Genomic DNA, 18238 nt, shown 5'->3' on the forward strand with positions numbered 1-18238 from the left:
TCGCTGCAGGCTGCCGAGGTTTGCAATCCCACTCCCTCGGAGGTTTTCGGCATGCTCGGGCTGGTCAAGACCGCACTGCTCAAGCCCTACACGTTCATCGTGCTGGCGATATTCATCTGCATCATCGGGCCCCTGGCGGCCCTGCGTACCCCCACCGACGTGTTTCCCGACATCGGCATCCCGGTGGTGGCGGTGGTCTGGCAGTACAACGGCCTGTCGCCGGACGCCATGGCCGGCCGGGTGATCTACACCTACGAGCGCTCCCTGAGCACCACGGTCAACGACATCGAGCACATCGAATCGCAGTCGCTGCCGGGCATGGGCATCGTCAAGATCTTCTTCCAGCCCGGGGTCGATATCCGCACCGCCAACGCCCAGGTGACCGCGGTGTCACAAACCGTGCTCAAGCAGATGCCGCCGGGCATCACCCCGCCGCTGATCCTCAACTACAGCGCCTCGACGGTGCCGATCCTGCAGCTGGCGTTTTCCAGCCCGACCCTGTCGGAGGCGAAGATCCGCGACCTGGTGCAGAACAACATCCGCCTGCCCCTGAGCTCGCTGCCGGGGCTGGCCATGCCCACGCCCATGGGCGGCAAGCAGCGGCAGATCACCCTCGACCTGGACCCGCAAGCCCTGGCCGCCAAGGGCCTGTCGGCCCAGGACGTGGGCAATGCCCTGGCGGCGCAGAACCAGATCATCCCGGTGGGCACCGCCAAGCTCGGCGGCGATGAATACACGGTGCTGCTGAACAACAGCCCGACCGCCATCGACGAGCTCAACGACCTGCCGATCAAGACCGTGGACGGTGCGCTGATCACCATCGGCCAGGTGGCCCACGTGCGCGACGGCTCGCCGCCGCAGACCAATATCGTGCGGGTCGACGGACGCCGCGCGGTGCTGATGCCAGCGCTGAAGAACGGCAACATCTCCACCCTGTCGATCGTCGACGGCATCCGCCAGATGCTGCCGCGGATCAACGAAACCCTGCCGCCGGCCCTGAAGACTTCGCTGCTGGGGGACGCCTCGGTGTTCGTCAAGCAATCGGTGGGCAGCGTGGCCCGGGAAGGCATCATCGCCGCCCTGCTGACCAGCGCGATGATCCTGCTGTTCCTCGGTAGCTGGCGCTCGACATTGATCATCGCCGCCTCGATTCCCCTGGCGGTGCTTTCCGCGATTGCCCTGCTGGCGCTCAGCGGCCAGACCCTCAACGTCATGACCCTGGGCGGCCTGGCCCTGGCGGTGGGGATCCTGGTGGACGACGCCACGGTGACCATCGAGAACATCAACTGGCACCTGGAACAGGGCAAGGCGGTGAAGCAGGCGATCCTCGACGGCGCCAAGCAGATCGTCGGCCCGGCCTTCGTCTCGCTGCTGTGCATCTGCATCGTCTTCGTGCCGATGTTCCTGCTGCAGGGCATCGCCGGTTACCTGTTCCGGCCCATGGCCCTGGCGGTGATCTTCGCCATGGCCAGCTCGTTCATCCTTTCGCGGACCCTGGTGCCCACACTGGCCCTGTACCTGCTCAAGCCCCACGCGCCGGAAGCCGGGCCCGGGCATCACCCGGAAGACGCCTTCATCAACCACCACGAAGGCGAACAGCACGCCAAGCCGCGCAGCGCCCTGGTGCGCGGGCTGCTGGCCTTGCAGCAGGGTTTCGAGGCGCGCTTCTCCAACGTGCGCGACACCTACCACGGCCTGCTGCACCTGGCCCTGGGCCGGCGCAAGACCTTCATCCTCGGTTTCCTGGCCTGCGTGCTGGCCTCCTTCGCCCTGCTGCCGAGCCTGGGCCAGGACTTCTTCCCCGCCACCGACGCCGGGGCCCTGGCCCTGCACGTGCGCCTGCCCCTGGGTACGCGGATCGAGGAAAGCGCGGCGGCCTTCGACCGCATCGAAGCGCGCATCCGCGAAGTGATCCCGGCCGAGCAACTGGACAGCATCATCGACAACATCGGCATCCCCCTGAGCGGCATCGACATGGCCTACAGCAACAGCGGCACCATCGGCCCCCAGGACGGTGATATCCAGGTCACCCTCAAACCGGGCCACGCACCCAGCGCCGACTACGTGAAACAGCTGCGCGAAGCACTGCCGGAAAGCTTCCCCGGCAGTCAGTTCGCCTTCCTGCCGGCGGACATCAGCAGCCAGATTCTCAACTTCGGCGCCCCGGCCCCGCTGGACGTGAAAATCTCCGGGCCCAACGCCGAAGCCAACCGCGCCTTCGCCCTGGAACTGCAACGGCGCCTGCAACATGTACCGGGCATCGCCGACCTGCGCATCCAGCAGTCCACCGGCTACCCGTCCTTGCAGGTCAAGGTCGACCGCCTGCGGGCCAACGGCCTGGGCATCACCGAGCGCGACGTGACCAACAGCATGGTGGCCTCGCTCGCCGGCAGCTCCCAGGTGGCGCCGACCTTCTGGCTCAACCCGAAGAACGGCGTGTCCTACTCCATCGTCGCCGCCACCCCGCAGTACCGCTTGGACAGCCTGCCGGCCCTGGAGGCGCTGCCGGTCACCGGCAGCAACGGCCAGTCGCAGATCCTCGGCGGCCTGGCGGACATCTCCCGGGTCGAGAGCCCGGCGGTGGTCAGCCACTACAACATCCAGCCGACCCTGGACCTGTACGCCAACGTGCAGGGGCGCGACCTCGGCGCCGTGGCCCACGACATGCAAAAGGTCCTGGACGACGCCGCGGCCCTGCGGCCCAAGGGCGCCACGGTCAGCCTGCACGGGCAGATCGACACCCTGCACGAAGCCTTCAGCGGCCTGAGCCTGGGCCTGCTGGGGGCGGTGGTGCTGATCTACCTGCTGATCGTGGTCAACTTCCAGTCCTGGGTCGATCCGTTCGTGATCATCACCGCCCTGCCGGCGGCCCTGGCCGGGATCGTCTGGATGCTGTTCCTGAGCGGCACCTCGCTGTCGGTGCCGGCGCTGACCGGGGCCATCCTGTGCATGGGGGTGGCTACCGCCAACTCGATCCTGGTGGTGAGCTTCTGCCGCGAGCGCCTGGCGGCACATGGCGACGCCCTCAAGGCCGCCCTGGAAGCCGGCTACACGCGCTTTCGCCCGGTGTGCATGACCGCCCTGGCGATGATCATCGGCATGCTGCCCCTGGCCCTGTCCGAGGAACAGAACGCGCCCCTGGGCCGCGCGGTAATCGGCGGGCTGCTGCTCGCCACCGTCGCCACCCTGATCTTTGTCCCCGTGGTCTTCAGCCTGGTCCACGGCCGTCACCCCCAATCCGCTGTCGTTGGAGAAAACACCCATGTCGCCTGATCACACCCCTTCGCGCAAACGCCTGATGCTCCTGGGCATCGGCGGCCTGAGCCTGGCCGCGCTGCTGGTCGCCAGCGGCCTGGCGGCGCGCACCCGACATGAACGGGCCGTGGTCGCCTGGACCGAAACCGCCGCCGTGCCGCAGGTGCTGGTGTTCCAGCCGCAGCACAACCTGCTGGGCGACACCCTGCGCCTGCCGGCGCACCTGGAAGCCTGGAGCAAGGCGCCGATCCACGCCCGGGTCAGCGGCTACCTCAAGGACTGGAGCCAGGACATCGGCGCCAAGGTGGCCGCCGGGCAGGTACTGGCCCATATCGACAGCCCCGACCTGGACCAGCAAGTGGCCCAGGCCCGGGCGCGGATGATCCAGCAGCAGGCCAATGCAAGGCTGGCGCAGACCACCGCCGAGCGCTGGCAGCACCTTTTGGCCAGCCACTCGGTGTCGCGCCAGGAGGCCGATGAAAAAAGCTCCAACGCCGCCGCGGCCAAGGCCAATGCCCAGGCAGCCGCCGCCGACTACGCACGGCTCACGGCGCTGGAAGACTACAAGACCATTCGCGCGCCCTTCGCCGGCACCATCACCGCCCGCCACACCGACATCGGCCAGTTGATCAAGGCCGACAACGACAGCGACCCGGAGCTGTTCGACCTGGCGGACACCCACAAGCTGCGGCTCTACGTGCCGATTCCGCAGAACTACGCCAGCGTGATCCGCCCCGGCCTGCAAGCGCAACTGACCGTGCCCGAGCACCCGGGCCAGCACTTCAGCGCGCAACTGGTGGGCGACTCCACCGCCATCGACCCGCGCTCCGGCACCCTGCTGGCGCAGTTCGTCGCCGCCAACCCCGACGGCGCATTGCTGCCCGGCGACTATGCCGAAGCCACCCTGGCGATCCCTGCCGACACCCACGGCGTGAGCATCCCCGCCAGCGCGCTGATCTTCCGTGCCCAGGGCACCCAAGTGGCGGTGATCGACAGTGCCAAGCGCGTGCACCTGCGCAGCATCCATATTGGCCTGGACCTGGGCGAGCGACTGGTGATCGATCAGGGCCTGCAAGCCAGCGATCACGTCATCGACAACCCGCCGGACGCCCTGCGCGAAGGTGACCTGGTGCAACTGGCCGACGCCGGAGGTGAGCATGCGCCCAAGGCTTAAGCCCCTCGCCGCCCTGCTGGTGCTGGCCCTGCACGGCTGCTCCCTGGCGCCCCATTACCAGGTGCCGGCCATCGACCTGCCGGCGCACTACCGCGAACAGAGCAGCGACGGCCCCTGGCACCCGGCCGCCGCGCCCCAGGGCCTCGCCGAGCACTGGTGGCGGCTGTACCAGGACCCGCAGCTGGATGACCTGCAACAACGCCTGCTCCGAGCCAACCCGGATCTGGCGGCGGCCCTGGCCCACTACGACGGCGCCCAGGCCTACGCCAGCCAACTGCATGCTGGGCTGTTCCCGCAGATCAGCGCCAGCGCCCAACCGCTGCGCCAGCGCCAGTCGGACAGCCGCCCCCTGCGCGGCAGCACGCAACCGTCGATCTACAACAGCAACAGCGCCGGTTTTGCCCTGAGCTTCGACCTCGACCTCTGGGGCCGAATCCGCAATCAAGCCGCAGCCGGCGATGCCCAGGCCCAGGCCTCCGGCGACGACCTGGCGGCGGCGCGCCTGAGCCTGCAAAAACAGCTGGCGAGCCTGTATGTGCAACTCAACGGCCTGGATGCCCAGAGCCGGATCCTGAGCCGTTCCCTGGAGGATTACGCCCAGGCCCTGCAACTGACCCGCGACCGCTATCAGGGGCAGATCGCCTCGGAACTGGACCTGACCCGGGCCCAGAGCCAACTGGCCAGCGCCGAGGCGGAACTGGACGAAGTGCGCGCCCAGCGCAACCTCACCGAACATGCGATTGGCGAACTGGTGGGCGAACCGGCCAGCCGCTTCAGCCTGGCGCCCTCTTCGCGGCTGCTGAGCCTGCCGAGTATTCCCCAGCAACTGCCCAGCACCCTGCTGCAACGCCGACCCGACATTGCCGCCGCCGAACGCCGGGTGTACGCCGCCAATGCCGGCATCGGCATCGCCCGCGCCGCCTGGTACCCGGATTTCAGCCTGACCGGCATGCTCGGCGGGCAGACCCAGGGCGTGGGCAACCTGCTGTCGGCGGGCAATCGCTATTGGGCCCTGGGCCCCCTGATGAACCTGCCGATCTTTGATGGCGGGCGGCTGAGCGCCAATGAACGCCAGGCCCATGCCGAGTTCGAAGAAGCCGCCGCCCATTACCGCGGGCAAGTGCTGCGAGCGGTTCGGGAGGTGGAGGATAACCTCGGGCAACTGCGGGACTTGCACCAGGAGGCGCTGGACCAACAGGCAGCGGTGAATGCGGCGCTGCATACCCAGACCTTGGCCATGAACAGCTATCAGGCCGGGGCGGTGAGTTACCTGGATGTGGTGACGGCGCAGACTGCAGCCTTGCAGGCACAACGGGGGTTGCAGGCGCTGCAGACCCGGGAGTTGCAGGCCAGTGTGGGGTTGGTGGTGGCGTTAGGCGGAGGGTGGAACGGTGGGGCTTGAAACCTGAAGCGCAAACCTTGTGGCGAGGGAGCTTGCTCCCGCTCGACTGCGTAGCGGTCGTGAAATCTGTGTTCGCTATTTGTCGGGAGTCCATATCCGTTGCTGCGGTAACGGCGGCTTATGGTTTCGCTCTTACAGCGAGTCACTTTGGAAAAGCCGGAATCTCGACCCAGCCCAAAGTCACCAAAGGCTTCTGCCCCTCCACTCGGAGCCTCGCCTAGCGAGGCATGCTCGAGCTCCGGCCATCGTGTCTCAGGGGGCAGGAAGATCAACATCTGACGGCGGCCTACCGGCCGACCTTGTTTCATTTGTCCTTCACAGGGCGATGCTGCTCTTGGGATGGTCGAAGGTCCTGCGGACCTTGTCGCAGCTTCGCAGGCTCAGCAGCGGCTACAGAACGCACATACTCTGTAGCCGCTGCCGCAGGCTGCGAACGGCTCAGCAGGAGACGCTAAACCTGCATCCCCAATGCTCCTGGCATACCGCGCCGCCTGGTTTTGCGAGCGCGAGCGCTCGTTCGCAGCCTTCGGCAGCGGCTACAAGGAGCCGGCCTGCGCACCTTGGCTTTGGCTTTTGATCTTGATCTTGATCTTCCGGCCCCTTCCCAGCAGGCCGAGCGTAGGCGTTGCATAGGGGGCAGCTCGGCATGGATGCCGAGCTAGCCGCCACCCGGCCAGGGCCCCCGGAGCAATTCCGAAGCGAGGGAACCCCGAGCCCCAGCGAGGGGCCGTATGGAGGGGCAAGCCCTTTTGGTTCCTTTTTGCTGGGCCGGCACTCCGGCGTTTGACAAAAGGGACTCGCCGTAAGGGCGAAACCCTAAGTGGCCATGACCGCAGCAACGAATATGTACCCCGTCAACCTCGCCACAAAGACAAAACCGCCAGCCGCTACACCCGCAGCAACGGATATGCCCCCCAGCAAAACCAGCCACCAACACCACGAAACAAGCGCTCAAACATCTCCCCAACCACCCTGTTGCAGCGCTATGACGTCGCTCCTATAGTCCCCACTCGCAACCCAATCCGCGAGCGACCTTGGCCGGTCGAATATAGGAACGCATCGACTATCAAACCATCATTGCAGTCGCTTTTTGCGCCAGTGATCGAGGGACATGACGGTGATGCGCGGGACACCTTCTGGTGCACTGCTGTCCTGTCTCCGGCCAGTCTTTCCGCGTACTACCGCCCTACTCCTCCCAATCGGCGAAAAAGGTGACTGCTCTGAAAAAGGAGCCGCAGCTATGACTGACCATCACCTCCCTCGCTTCACCCCCATCGACACCCACGACACCGAACACCCGGTGTTCTACCTCGACACCCAAGCCCCCTTGAGCGACCTGGCCAGCAGCGCCGCTCACCGTTTCACCGTGGTCCGCGACCTGATGGACAGCCTCTCCACCCTGGAACTGAAAGACATCAGCGATTGCGACCTGACCCGCATCACCCGTGGCGTGCACCTGCTGACACGAGAAGGCTGCGCAGTGCTGGAAGTGATTCAGTGGCGAGTCGCGTAGCAACCCTATTCGCGGACCTGTGGCGAGGGAGCTTGCTCCCGATTGGGCCTCAACCCCATACATCCTGATGCACCGCGTCATCAGGGTTTGGGGCCGCTGCGCAGCCCAGCGGGAGCAAGCTCCCTCGCCACGAAGAGCAGGCAGCAACTAAGACTCCGAGCTCCAAGCTGCAAGCTCCAAGCTGCAAGCTCCAAGCTCCAAGCTCCAAGCTCCAAGCTCCAAGCTTGCGGCTTGCAGCTTGCAGCTTGCAGCTTCTAGATATGGCAACTGCTCAAGCCATTCTTCTCCAGGTAACGCTGGTGCGCTTCATCCGCCAACTCGAAGCGGCCCAGGGGCACGATCACAGTGGCCACGGGTTTATTGAGGCGTCCGGAGTCTTGCAGGGCGGTCTTGGCCGCCCTCGCCTGTGCGGCCTGCACAGCGTTGGTGTGGAAGATCGCCGAGCGATATTTCACCCCGCCATGTTCGCCCTGGCGATCCACCGAAGTGGGATCGTGCAGGCCCCAGAAGTGTTCGATCAGGCTGGTATAGGTCAGCACCTGCGGGTCGAAATCCACCTGCACCACTTCTATCTGCAAGGCTTCGTCCGCCGCTTCCACGGCGTAGCCGACGCGGCTGTCGATAACGCCCGGCAGCGCCCGGAACGCGGCTTCCGCGCCCCAGAAGCAGCCGGCGCCGAAGGTCGCTTGCTCGAGGCTGTTCACCGGCGCCCCACTCATTGCGCCACTCCCACTTTTTCACCGCTGGCACCCAGCCAGCCATCAACGATCTGCGGGTGCGCGGCGACCCATTCCTTGGCCGCCTGCGCCGCCGGTTGCTGTTCCTTTTCGATCTTGAGGATCAGGTCGTTCAAGGCCTGGGGTTCGATGCTGAAGTTCTCCAGGAACGCGGCGATCCGTGGTGCGCGTTTTTGCAAAGCGCTGGACGCCAGGACATACACCCGGGCATCCGGGTAGGCGCAGGTGATCTTGCTCTTGCTCAGCCAGTCGGCGTCCACCGTGGGGCTGATGAATTTCCAGCAGCCGTCGGCCTTGTACAGCGGGTCGCCCTTCTTGTTGTCCTGGGCGTAGCCGTCGAACGCCGGTTCATCCAGGCGGCGCAGGTCGAAGGCGGAGAAGATCCAGTCCGGGGTGTAGGCGTAGAACACCACGCCGCGCTGGGCCTTGTAGGCCGCGGCGAGCTTGGCGTAGGTCACCGAGGCTTCGGTGGACACCGATTCGAATTTATCGGCAAAGCCAAAATCCTTGGCCTTGATCTGGCCGATGTAGGTGGACTCCCAGCCCGCCGGGCCCACCAGCAGTTGGGCCTTGCCGCCGCCCAGGGGTTCGAAGAGTTTCGCCACTTCGGGCTTTTGCAGGTCGTAGACCGACTTCACGCCGTATTTATCTTGCAGGTAACCGGGAATGTAGAAGCCTTGCACCCCCAGGTACGGCTGCTTGTTGGGCACCAGGGAGCGGGTGCCGCCGGTGACGTACTTGGCCCAGGCGGCGGACTGGTTGGGCAGCCAGATGTCGGTCAGCACGTCCACCGAGCCGTCGCCCTTGGCGGCAGCAGCAAACAGCACCGGTACGTCACCGGCGAGGTAGGAAACGTCGCCGTCGAGGCGGCTCTTGATCACTTCGCCAAGGATGTTCTGGATGGCGATGGCGCCGGTCCAGTTCTGTTCGCCAATGACGATCTTGTCCTTGGCCAGCACCGGCAGGGACAGACCCAACAACAGCGCGGCGGCGCCAAGGGTACGGGTAAACGACTTGTTCAAGGGACACCTCATGATTGATGCAATGTGCGATCCCGCTGGCGCAGGGTCGCTTGAATGATTCGATCGGGAATCAGCGCGCAGAACACGATCGCGGCGCCGGCCAACATGCCCTCGCCGCCCTTGATGTTGCGCAGCGCGGTCATCACGTCGTAGCCCAGGCCACCGGCGCCGATCAGCGCCGCCACCACCACCATCGACAAGCTCATCACCAGGGTCTGGTTGATCCCCAGCAGCAGCGAGCCGGCCGCCAGGGGCAGCTCGACCTTGGTCAGGATCTGCCACGGCGTGGCGCCGTGGGCCAGGGCCGCTTCGACGGCGGTCTTGGGCACTTCCTGAATCCCCAGGGCGGTGAGGCGGATCATCGGCGCCAGGGCGAAGATCACCGTGGCGATCACCGCCGGGGTCTTGCCCACCGAGAAGAACGCCACCGCCGGGATCAGGTACACGAAGGTCGGCAGGGTCTGCATCACGTCCAGCAAGGGAGTGATCAGGCGCCGGGCCAGGGCGCGCTTGGCCAGGAGGATGCCGGCGGGCACGCCGATCAACAGCGAGATCAGCACCGAGGAACCCACCAGGGCCAGGGTGGCGATGGTCCGTTCCCAGAAGCCGAACAGGCCGATGTAGAGCAAGGCCGCGGCGCTGGTCAGGGCCAGGGCGGCGCCGGCGCTGCGCCAGGCCAGCAGCACCAGGGCCAGGGCCGGCACCGGCCAGGGCAGCCAGCCCAGCAGGCTTTCGATGCTTTCGATCACCGTGCGCACGGCGACTATCACGCCGACAAAGCTGCTTTCAAAGGTGACCTGGGACCAGCCGATCAACTGGTCGATGGCTGCCGCGGTGCCCAGCAGCACTTGGCGGTCGGCGGGAAACTGCAGCCAGGGGCCCGAGGCATCGGCGGCCAGTACCCGCCACAGCACCAGGGCCTGGGACAGCAGCAACACCAGCCACGGCAGGCGCCAGTCGGAACGGCCCAAGCGGCTGGGGCGACGGGCCAGGGTCACACTCAACAGGCGGCTGGACAGCAAACCGATGAGCGCCAAGGCGACCCAGGCGAAACCGGCCGTGGCCAGCCCCTGCCCCAAGGCTGCGGCGGCGCCCAGCTCCAGGGCAAAGCCCAGCCAGTACAGGCTACCGCGACCGCTGGCGGCCAGGGCCGCGGGCCCCAGCAGCAGGGCCTGGGCCAGGGACAGCCCGGGGCTGACCGGGGCCGGAGCCGGGGTCGTCGCGCGCGGGTGCGGGGCAATCGCCGCCACCGCAGGCGCAGCGCTGCGGGCACCGTGCTCCTGGAAGAAGTCCGCCACTTCGGCATCCGCCGGCTGCTCCAGCAGTTCGGCGGGGGTGCCCAGTTGAATCAGCTGGCCGTGGCGCAATACGGCAATGCGGTCCGCCAGGCGCAGGGCTTCGGCCGGGTCGTGGGTCACCAGCAAGGTGGTGATGCCGCGCTCGCGTACCACCCGCAGAAAGTGGCTTTGCAGGTCGCGGCGAATGGTCGGGTCCAGGGCGCTGAAGGGTTCGTCCATCAGCAGGATGTCCGGCTCGCTGACCAGCGCCCGGGCCAGCCCGACCCGCTGCTGCATGCCTCCGGACAGTTCATGGGGATAGTGCTCGCCCCAGCCGTCCAGGCCCATGGCCTGCAACTGCACATCCGCTGCGGCGTGACGCAGGGCCTCGGGCTCGCCGCGCAGCTCCAGGGGCAAGGCGACGTTGTCGCGCACGCTGCGATGGGGCAGCAGGCCGAAGTGCTGGAAGACCATGCCGATGCGCCGGGAACGCAGGGTACGCAGTTCCTGGGCCGAGAGTTGGCTGATGGCCGAACCGTCGATCAGCACCTCGCCACTGCTGGGCTCGATCAGCCGGTTGATATGCCGCAGCAAGGTGGACTTGCCGCTGCCGGAGGTGCCCATCAGGCACAGCACTTCGCCACGGCGCACCTGCAGGCTGACCTGCTGCACCGCTGGCGGCGCGCTCTGGCCACGGCGGCGGGTGTAGTGCTTGGTCAGGTTGCGCAACTCCAGCACCACGTCGGCGGGGCTCGGTGGCGTGGCGGCTGAGGCTGAGACGGCGAAAGCCTCTTGGGGGTGAACGGCAGACACGGGAACTCCTGACGCCGGGCGCGGGATGGCGTAACCGGCGGTGAACAAGAAAAAAGGGGGGGACCTGTTCGCCGGCAAGCCGGCTCCTACAACGGCATCGCGTGGTGCATGTAGGAGCTGGCTTGCCAGCGAAGGCAATCTAACCAGCGATCACAACTTCTTGGGGCTCCACAACTGCACGGCCCGGGCATCCACCGGCTTGGGCAAGAGCTTTTCCTGGTAGAAGGCATCGGCGATTTTCTGCTGCTCGCCCAGGGCGTCGGGCTTGACCGCTTCCACCTGGTAGGTGCGGCGGCTGTTGGCCAGCTCTACCGTCGGCACGTCCAGGTTGCCCCACAGCGGGCCCAGCAGTTTGGCCGCCTCGCTCGGGTGTGCCTTGACCCAGGCGCCGGTCTTCTGCAACTCGGCGAACACCTGGTTCAGCACCTCGGGATGGGCCTTGGCGTAGTCATTGGAGGCCAGGTAATAGCGGCGGTAACTGGCCAGCCCCTGGCCGTCGTGCAGCACCCGCGCGCCCTGCTGGCGCTGGGCGCTGGCGACGAAGGGCTCCCAGGTGACCCAGGCATCGACCTTGGCGGTTTCCAGGGCCGCGCGGCCATCGGCCGGGGTCAGGTACACCGGCTGGATATCAGCGAAGCTCAAACCCGCTTCGCGCAAGGCGGCGATCAGCAGGTAATGGCTGCCGGCGGCCTTGGTCACGGCAATGCGCTTGCCCTTGAGGTCGGCCAGGGATTTGAGCGGTGAATCCTTGGGGATGACGATGGACTGAGCCGCCGGCGATGGGGTTTCCGTGGCGAAATAGGTCAGCTGAGCCCCGGCGGCCTGGGCGAAGACCGGCACCGTGTCGGCGACATCGGCACTGATGTCGACATTGCCCACGTTCAGCGACTCCGCCAACGGCAGGCCGCTGGTGAACTCGTGCCAGGTGATGTTGACGCCCTGCCCCGCCAGTTGTTTTTCCAGGGTGCCCTGGGCCTTGAGCAGCGCCAGCAGGGTCGAGGATTTCTGGTAGCCGATGCGCAGGTCGGTATCGGCCTGGGCATTGAGGGCCATGCCCAGCGCCAGACCGGCCAGGGCGGTAATCGACAAGCTACGACGCAAAGCAAAGGGCAGGCGCATGGGGGCGAACCTTCTCGGAGACAGGACAGTCGCTAAAAGCTAATCGATCTAATAAATCGAAAATAAATACTTTTTAGGAATTAGCTTAGGTTCGTGCGACCGACCCCCCCTAACGGTCACAAGGCTTGGAACCGCCGAACTCGGTTTTGCGCAGGCAGAAGAAGCCGTTTTTCTTCAAGGTCAGCGGTGCCACGGCGCAAGGCAGCACGGCCTGATTGACTTCGATCGACACCCGCTCGCCCTGCAACTCGCGCTCGTCCAGCCGCAGCTCGCAACTGCCCGCCTGGTCACCTGCCGCGTAGCCGATATGGCTGATCACCCGGTTGTCCAGTTTGATCACCAGGGGGTTCTGCGCTGCCGAACAGGCCGAGAGGCTGGGGTGGCGGGCGTTGATGCTCAGATGGTTGTCATCGCCGGTGGCCGCCGGGACCAGGGGGATGAACAGCAGCGACATCAGGTGGTGGGACGGCGCGGAGGTCAGCTTCACATACAGCGGCTCGGGGCCGCAGGCCAGCTTGAACGAGGTGCCCTGGTCATAGCTTCCCTTGCTGGCGTCCTGCCAACCGCCGAGGCTGTCGGCCTTCCAGTCGTGGCCCCATTTGTAATCGATACACCCCCCCAGGCTCAGAGCCAGGGCCAGACAAAGCGCCATCCTGTGCATAGTCGACATCCCGTGCGAAAAGTTCGCCAGTGTACGCCAGCCAAGCACCTGACGATGCCCCTTGCCGGCGAAGGCGTCGGCGGCCCACCTCTAGCGGGCCCCTTCGCCGGCAGGCCGACTCCTAAGGTTGGCGCTGGGCGATGGATTGGGAGGCGGCGAGCATGGCCCGCAGCAGCACGGCGCAGCCGGCGGCCAGGTCGTCGGGGTCGGCGTTTTCGATTTCGTTGTGGCTGATGCCGCCTTCGCAGGGCACGAAGATCATCCCCGCCGGGCCCAGCTCGGCGACGAAGATCGCGTCGTGCCCGGCGCCGCTGACGATGTCCATGTGGGACAACCCCAAGCCCTGCGCGGCTCCGCGCACGGCTTCGACACAGACGGGGTCGAAGTACAGCGGCGGGAAGTCCGCGGTGGGGGTCAGTTCGAAGCTCAGGCCGTGCTCTTCGCAGGTGTTGTCGATCACCTGGCGCACCTCGGCAATCATCGAATCCAGGCGCTCCGGCTCCAGGTGGCGGAAGTCCAGGGTCATGCGCACCTCCCCCGGAATCACGTTGCGCGAGCCCGGGTAGGCTTGCAGGCAGCCGACGGTGCCGCAGGCGTGGGGCTGGTGCCCCAGGGCCGCACGGTTGACCGCGGCCACCACCGCGGCAGCGCCCACCAGGGCGTCCTTGCGCAGGTGCATGGGGGTCGGGCCGGCGTGGGCTTCGACACCCCGCAGCTTGAGGTCGAACCACTTCTGGCCGAGGGCGCCCAGCACCACACCGATGGTCTTGCGCTCGTCTTCCAGGATCGGGCCTTGCTCGATGTGCGCCTCGAAATAGGCACCCACCGGGTGCCCGCTGACCGGGCGCGTACCGGCGTAGCCGATGGCGTTCAGCGCCTCGCCGACGCTGATGCCCTCGGCGTCGGTCTTGGCCAGGGTGTCCTCTAGGGTGAATTTCTCGGCGAACACCCCGGAGCCCATCATGCACGGCGGGAAGCGCGAGCCTTCTTCGTTGGTCCACACCACCACTTCCAGGGGCGCCTCGGTCTCCAGCTTGAGGTCATTGAGGGTGCGCAGCACTTCCACCCCAGCCAGCACGCCAAAGCAGCCGTCGAACTTGCCGCCGGTGGGCTGGGTGTCGATATGGCTGCCGGTCATCACCGGTGGCAACTGCGGATTGCGCCCGGGGCGGCGGGCGAAGATGTTGCCGATGCCGTCCACCGTGACCGTGCAACCGGCCTCCTCGCACCACTTCACGAACAGGTCGCGGGCCTGGCGATCGAGGTCGGTCAGGGCCAGACGGCAGACCCCGCCCTTGACCGTGGCACCGAGCTGGGCCAGTTGCATGAGCGACTGCCACAGGCGGTCGCGGTTGATGTGCAGGTGACTGGATTGCAGAACCTCGACAGCAGCGTTCATGGTGATCCCCTCAGGCTTTATCTGGTTGTGGTTGACGAGATCGGGCTCGTCTTGAGTCTCGCGGTTTTCGGTGCTCACCTGCAGGAGCGAGCTTGCTCGCGATTAGCCAGCAGACGTTACGCAATCCCCAGAGAGACAGGGTTGTTTGTACGTTCATCGCGAGCAAGCTCGCTCCTACAGGGTCGGGGTCTTGACGGTCGCCACCTGCGGGCTGCGCAGGCTGCACAGGCCGTAGTAGATCAAGCCGCCCAGGGCCGAGCCGGTGAACCAGCCGTAGCTGTAGAACCAGTTGAAGGCGCTGCTGCCCAGGGACATCAGGGTCAGGGCCACCGGCACGCCAAAGGCGATGAAACCGTGCCAGTTCCACGCCGGGTAGACGTCGTCGCGGTACAGGCCGGCCAGGTCCAGGCGCTGTTTCTTGATGATGAAATAGTCCACCACCATGATCCCGGCGATCGGCCCCAGCAGGCTGGAGTAGCCCAGCAGCCAGTTGGAGTACACGGTCTCCAGGCTGACGTCGGAAATCAGCAGGCCGAGCTTTTTCAGCAGTTCGTGGCCCATCAGCGCCAGCCCCACCAGGCCGGTGAGGATCACCGCGGTGGTGCGACCGATCAGCTTGGGCGCCAGGTTCTGGAAGTCGTTGGTGGGCGAGACGATGTTGGCCGCGGTGTTGGTGGACAAGGTGGCGATGATGATCAGCGCCATGGCCAGGGCCACCCAGCCCGGGCTCTGGATATGACCGATCAGGCTCACCGGATCGGAGACGGTGACCCCCACCAGCTTCACCGAGGCGGCGGTCATCACCACCCCCAGGGCGGCGAACAGGAACATGGTCAGTGGCAGGCCGAAGATCTGCCCGAGGATCTGGTCCTTCTGGCTCTTCGCGTAGCGGCTGAAGTCGGGAATGTTCAGCGACAGGGTGGCCCAGAAGCCGACCATCGCCGTGAGCCCGGCCATGAAGTAACCCGTGACGCTGGCGCCCTCGGGACGCTTGGGCGCGATTGCCAGCAACTCAGTCAGCGACACGCTGGGCAAGGCCCACACCAGCAGGCCGATGCCCACTGCCACCAGCAGTGGCGCAGACAATGTTTCCAGCCACTTGATCGACTCGGCGCCGCGCAGCACCACCCACAGGTTGAGGGTCCAGAAGATCATGAAGCCGATCACCTCGCCGGTGCCGCTCAGGGCCTTCCAACCCTCGAAGATCGAGCCCAGGAACAGGTGGATCGCCAACCCGCCGAACATCGTCTGGATGCCGAACCAGCCGCAGGCCACCAGGGCGCGGATCAGGCACGGCACGTTGGAGCCGATGATGCCGAACGACGAGCGCAGCAGCACCGGGAAGGGAATGCCGTACTTGGTGCCGGCAAAGGCGTTGAGGGTCAGGGGAATCAGCACCACGATGTTGGCCAGGAGGATCGCCAGCAGCGCCTCGCCGACGCTGAGGCCGAAGTAGGCGGTGAGCACCCCGCCCAGGGTGTAGGTGGGCACGCAGATCGACATACCGATCCACAGCGCGGTGATGTGCCATTTGTTCCAGGTGCGCTCCTGGACCTTGGTCGGTGCGATGTCGTGGTTGTAACGGGGGCTGTCGAGTACGTCGCTGCCGGCGTCCAGCTCGTACAAGCCGGCGCGCTCGGTCACCTGGGATCTGATCTGTTGCATGGCCGCTCCACTGTTCTTTTGATTATTTTGCTCATCAGGCCAGCGCACCCAGGAACAGTGCGCCGGACGATGGCCGGAGAACTTACGACTTCCGCCCTCCTGGCCAGCGATCTGCGGCGGCACTCAATAACGATGCCAACTACTGCCGGGTACGCGACTGCACAGTGTGCGGAATCCATGTAAACAACTGATGTGATTCAGTTTTATTCAGTCAACTTTGAAGCCTTCGGTTAGTTGCCGGTTCACTCAGGCCGGGTGTTTGGCAAGTTGTCCGTTCGATCAGGACCCAAAGCAGTGCACGGTTATTTTCTTAGTTGTCTTCTGCTCTTCGCAGCGCCTCCTCAAACGGCTGATTTGACATAGGAAATCTCGACTATTTTTCGATCCTGTCAAGTGCGTCAAAATGGTGATGGCGCGCACCATTTTGCGGATTTTGATTTTTATTCGTTTACTTTCAATAACTTATAACTAATATAAGCTTATAAAAAATAATCTTGCTGTTTCTTTGAACTGCGACTAGCTTCTAATCCTGACACCGCTGACAGGATTGTTAAGTTGTCAGCGCGTTCAATAAAAAAGTTAGAACCGGCACCAGCCGGCCATGCCTGCGAGGAACTCGGAATGTCTCTGTTGATCCGTGGCGCCACCGTTATTACCCATGATGAAAGTTACAAGGCCGATGTGTTCTGCGCAGACGGCGTGATTCGCGCCATCGGCCAAAATCTGGATATTCCCGCCGGCTGTGAAGTACTCGACGGCAGCGGCCAGTACTTGATGCCCGGCGGCATCGATCCCCATACCCACATGCAACTGCCCTTCATGGGCACCGTGGCCAGCGAAGACTTCTTCAGCGGCACCGCAGCGGGTCTTGCAGGCGGCACCACCTCGATCATCGACTTCGTGATTCCCAACCCCCAGCAGTCGCTGCTGGAAGCCTTCCACCAGTGGCGCGGCTGGGCCGAGAAATCCGCCAGCGACTACGGCTTCCACGTGGCCATCACCTGGTGGAGCGAACAGGTGCGCGAGGAAATGGCCGAGCTGGTGCAGCATCACGGCATCAACAGCTTCAAGCACTTCATGGCCTACAAGAACGCCATCATGGCCGCCGACGACACCCTGGTGGCCAGCTTCGAGCGCTGCCTGGAGCTGGGGGCGGTGCCCACGGTACACGCGGAAAACGGCGAGCTGGTGTACCACCTGCAACGCAAGCTGCTGGCCCAGGGCATCACCGGGCCGGAAGCCCACCCGCTGTCACGGCCCTCGCAAGTGGAAGGTGAAGCTGCCAGCCGGGCGATCCGTATTGCCGAGACCCTGGGCACGCCGCTGTACCTGGTGCACGTCTCGACCAAAGAGGCGCTGGACGAAATCACCTACGCCCGCAGCAAGGGCCAACCGGTCTACGGTGAAGTGCTGGCCGGCCACCTGCTGCTGGACGACAGCGTGTACCGCGACCCGGACTGGCAGACCGCCGCCGGTTACGTGATGAGCCCACCCTTCCGCCCTCGTGGCCACCAGGAAGCGCTGTGGCACGGCCTGCAATCGGGCAACCTGCACACCACCGCCACCGACCACTGCTGCTTCTGCGCCGAGCAGAAAGCCGCCGGCCGCGACGACTTCAGCAAGATCCCCAACGGCACCGCCGGCATCGAGGACCGCATGGCCGTGCTCTGGGATGAGGGGGTCAACAGCGGACGCCTGTCGATGCAGGAATTTGTGGCCCTGACCTCCACCCACACCGCGAAGATCTTCAACCTCTACCCGCGCAAGGGCGCGATCCGCGTCGGCGCCGATGCCGACCTGGTGCTCTGGGACCCGCAAGGCACGCGGACCATCTCCGCCAAGACCCACCACCAGCAGGTGGACTTCAACATCTTCGAAGGCAAGACCGTGCGCGGCGTGCCCAGCCACACCATCAGCCAGGGCAAGCTGGTCTGGGCCGACGGCGACCTGCGAGCCGAACGCGGCGCCGGGCGCTACATCGAACGCCCGGCCTACCCGGCGGTGTTCGACCTGTTGAGCAAGCGCGCCGAGCGGCACAAACCGACCGCCGTCAAACGCTGACCCCGGAATGCCCCAATGCCAATCCACGCTCTGTCACGCTCTGTGTAGCCGCTGCCGCAGGCTGCGAACGAGCGGCACGCTCGCGGCGCTCTTGAGGCCAGCAGAGGGTTGGCGGGAGACCGTCAAGCAAGGCCCTGCGG

The 18238-nt window shown here is 65.5% G+C and carries 12 protein-coding genes; 5 read left to right on the forward strand and 7 right to left on the reverse strand.

The window, feature by feature from the left end; translation table 11 throughout:
* Positions 1-51: 51 nt before the first annotated feature.
* From L1O02_RS18045 to L1O02_RS18060, 4 genes are all read left to right on the forward strand, one after another.
* Positions 52-3273: an efflux RND transporter permease subunit gene (locus L1O02_RS18045; protein WP_235758436.1), complete on the forward strand. Its 3222-nt coding sequence runs from the start codon at positions 52-54 to the stop codon at positions 3271-3273.
* Positions 3263-4429, forward strand: a complete 1167-nt coding sequence (locus tag L1O02_RS18050) for an efflux RND transporter periplasmic adaptor subunit (RefSeq protein WP_060838866.1) — start codon at positions 3263-3265, stop codon at positions 4427-4429. The genes L1O02_RS18045 and L1O02_RS18050 overlap by 11 nt, the downstream gene beginning before the upstream one ends.
* Positions 4413-5831 (forward strand): efflux transporter outer membrane subunit, encoded by a 1419-nt coding sequence (locus tag L1O02_RS18055; protein ID WP_235758438.1) that lies wholly within the window; start codon positions 4413-4415, stop codon positions 5829-5831. The genes L1O02_RS18050 and L1O02_RS18055 overlap by 17 nt, the downstream gene beginning before the upstream one ends.
* Positions 5832-7071: 1240 nt before the next feature.
* Complete coding sequence (locus L1O02_RS18060; RefSeq protein ID WP_232642397.1) at positions 7072-7344, forward strand: hypothetical protein; 273 nt, start codon at positions 7072-7074, stop codon at positions 7342-7344.
* Between the two features lie 254 nt (positions 7345-7598).
* Here L1O02_RS18060 and msrA read toward each other — a convergent pair whose 3' ends face one another.
* The 7 genes from msrA to L1O02_RS18095 all read right to left on the reverse strand — a co-directional run bounded on the left by msrA (position 7599) and on the right by L1O02_RS18095 (position 16037).
* Positions 7599-8048, reverse strand: coding sequence for a peptide-methionine (S)-S-oxide reductase MsrA (msrA, locus tag L1O02_RS18065; RefSeq protein WP_235760258.1), 450 nt, complete (start codon positions 8046-8048; stop codon positions 7599-7601).
* Between the two features lie 11 nt (positions 8049-8059).
* Complete coding sequence (locus L1O02_RS18070) at positions 8060-9115, reverse strand: glycine betaine ABC transporter substrate-binding protein (RefSeq protein ID WP_041117702.1); 1056 nt, start codon at positions 9113-9115, stop codon at positions 8060-8062.
* Positions 9112-11193, reverse strand: a complete 2082-nt coding sequence (locus tag L1O02_RS18075; RefSeq protein WP_235758440.1) for an ATP-binding cassette domain-containing protein — start codon at positions 11191-11193, stop codon at positions 9112-9114. Before L1O02_RS18075 ends, L1O02_RS18070 begins: the two co-directional genes overlap by 4 nt.
* Before the next feature lie 150 nt (positions 11194-11343).
* Positions 11344-12312, reverse strand: a complete 969-nt coding sequence (locus tag L1O02_RS18080; protein WP_060838862.1) for an aliphatic sulfonate ABC transporter substrate-binding protein — start codon at positions 12310-12312, stop codon at positions 11344-11346.
* Positions 12313-12421: 109 nt separating this feature from the next.
* Positions 12422-12973 carry a hypothetical protein gene (locus L1O02_RS18085; RefSeq protein ID WP_231979030.1) on the reverse strand — a complete coding sequence of 184 codons (552 nt, stop codon included), beginning with the start codon at positions 12971-12973 and terminating at the stop codon, positions 12422-12424.
* A gap of 121 nt (positions 12974-13094) precedes the next feature.
* Positions 13095-14372 carry a Zn-dependent hydrolase gene (locus L1O02_RS18090; RefSeq protein ID WP_108543112.1) on the reverse strand — a complete coding sequence of 426 codons (1278 nt, stop codon included), beginning with the start codon at positions 14370-14372 and terminating at the stop codon, positions 13095-13097.
* A 174-nt stretch (positions 14373-14546) separates the two neighbouring features.
* Positions 14547-16037 carry an NCS1 family nucleobase:cation symporter-1 gene (locus tag L1O02_RS18095; protein ID WP_108543110.1) on the reverse strand — a complete coding sequence of 497 codons (1491 nt, stop codon included), beginning with the start codon at positions 16035-16037 and terminating at the stop codon, positions 14547-14549.
* Between the two features lie 621 nt (positions 16038-16658).
* On the opposite strand from L1O02_RS18095, the gene hydA reads away from it, so the two are divergent.
* Positions 16659-18098 carry a dihydropyrimidinase gene (hydA, locus tag L1O02_RS18100; protein WP_235758441.1) on the forward strand — a complete coding sequence of 480 codons (1440 nt, stop codon included), beginning with the start codon at positions 16659-16661 and terminating at the stop codon, positions 18096-18098.
* Positions 18099-18238 lie beyond the last annotated feature (140 nt).

It is taken from the genome of Pseudomonas sp. BC42 (assembly GCF_021560055.1).
Classification (GTDB): Bacteria; Pseudomonadota; Gammaproteobacteria; order Pseudomonadales; family Pseudomonadaceae; genus Aquipseudomonas.

Coding starts and splice junctions, on each gene's coding strand:
- L1O02_RS18070 (WP_041117702.1), bottom strand. CDS start 9,115: ATGAGGTGTCCCTTGAACAAGTCGTTTACCCGTACCCTTGGCGCCGCC.
- L1O02_RS18090 (WP_108543112.1), bottom strand. CDS start 14,372: ATGAACGCTGCTGTCGAGGTTCTGCAATCCAGTCACCTGCACATCAAC.
- L1O02_RS18060 (WP_232642397.1), top strand. CDS start 7,072: ATGACTGACCATCACCTCCCTCGCTTCACCCCCATCGACACCCACGAC.
- L1O02_RS18080 (WP_060838862.1), bottom strand. CDS start 12,312: ATGCGCCTGCCCTTTGCTTTGCGTCGTAGCTTGTCGATTACCGCCCTG.
- L1O02_RS18050 (WP_060838866.1), top strand. CDS start 3,263: ATGTCGCCTGATCACACCCCTTCGCGCAAACGCCTGATGCTCCTGGGC.
- L1O02_RS18085 (WP_231979030.1), bottom strand. CDS start 12,973: ATGCACAGGATGGCGCTTTGTCTGGCCCTGGCTCTGAGCCTGGGGGGG.
- hydA (WP_235758441.1), top strand. CDS start 16,659: ATGTCTCTGTTGATCCGTGGCGCCACCGTTATTACCCATGATGAAAGT.
- L1O02_RS18045 (WP_235758436.1), top strand. CDS start 52: ATGCTCGGGCTGGTCAAGACCGCACTGCTCAAGCCCTACACGTTCATC.
- L1O02_RS18055 (WP_235758438.1), top strand. CDS start 4,413: ATGCGCCCAAGGCTTAAGCCCCTCGCCGCCCTGCTGGTGCTGGCCCTG.
- L1O02_RS18095 (WP_108543110.1), bottom strand. CDS start 16,037: ATGCAACAGATCAGATCCCAGGTGACCGAGCGCGCCGGCTTGTACGAG.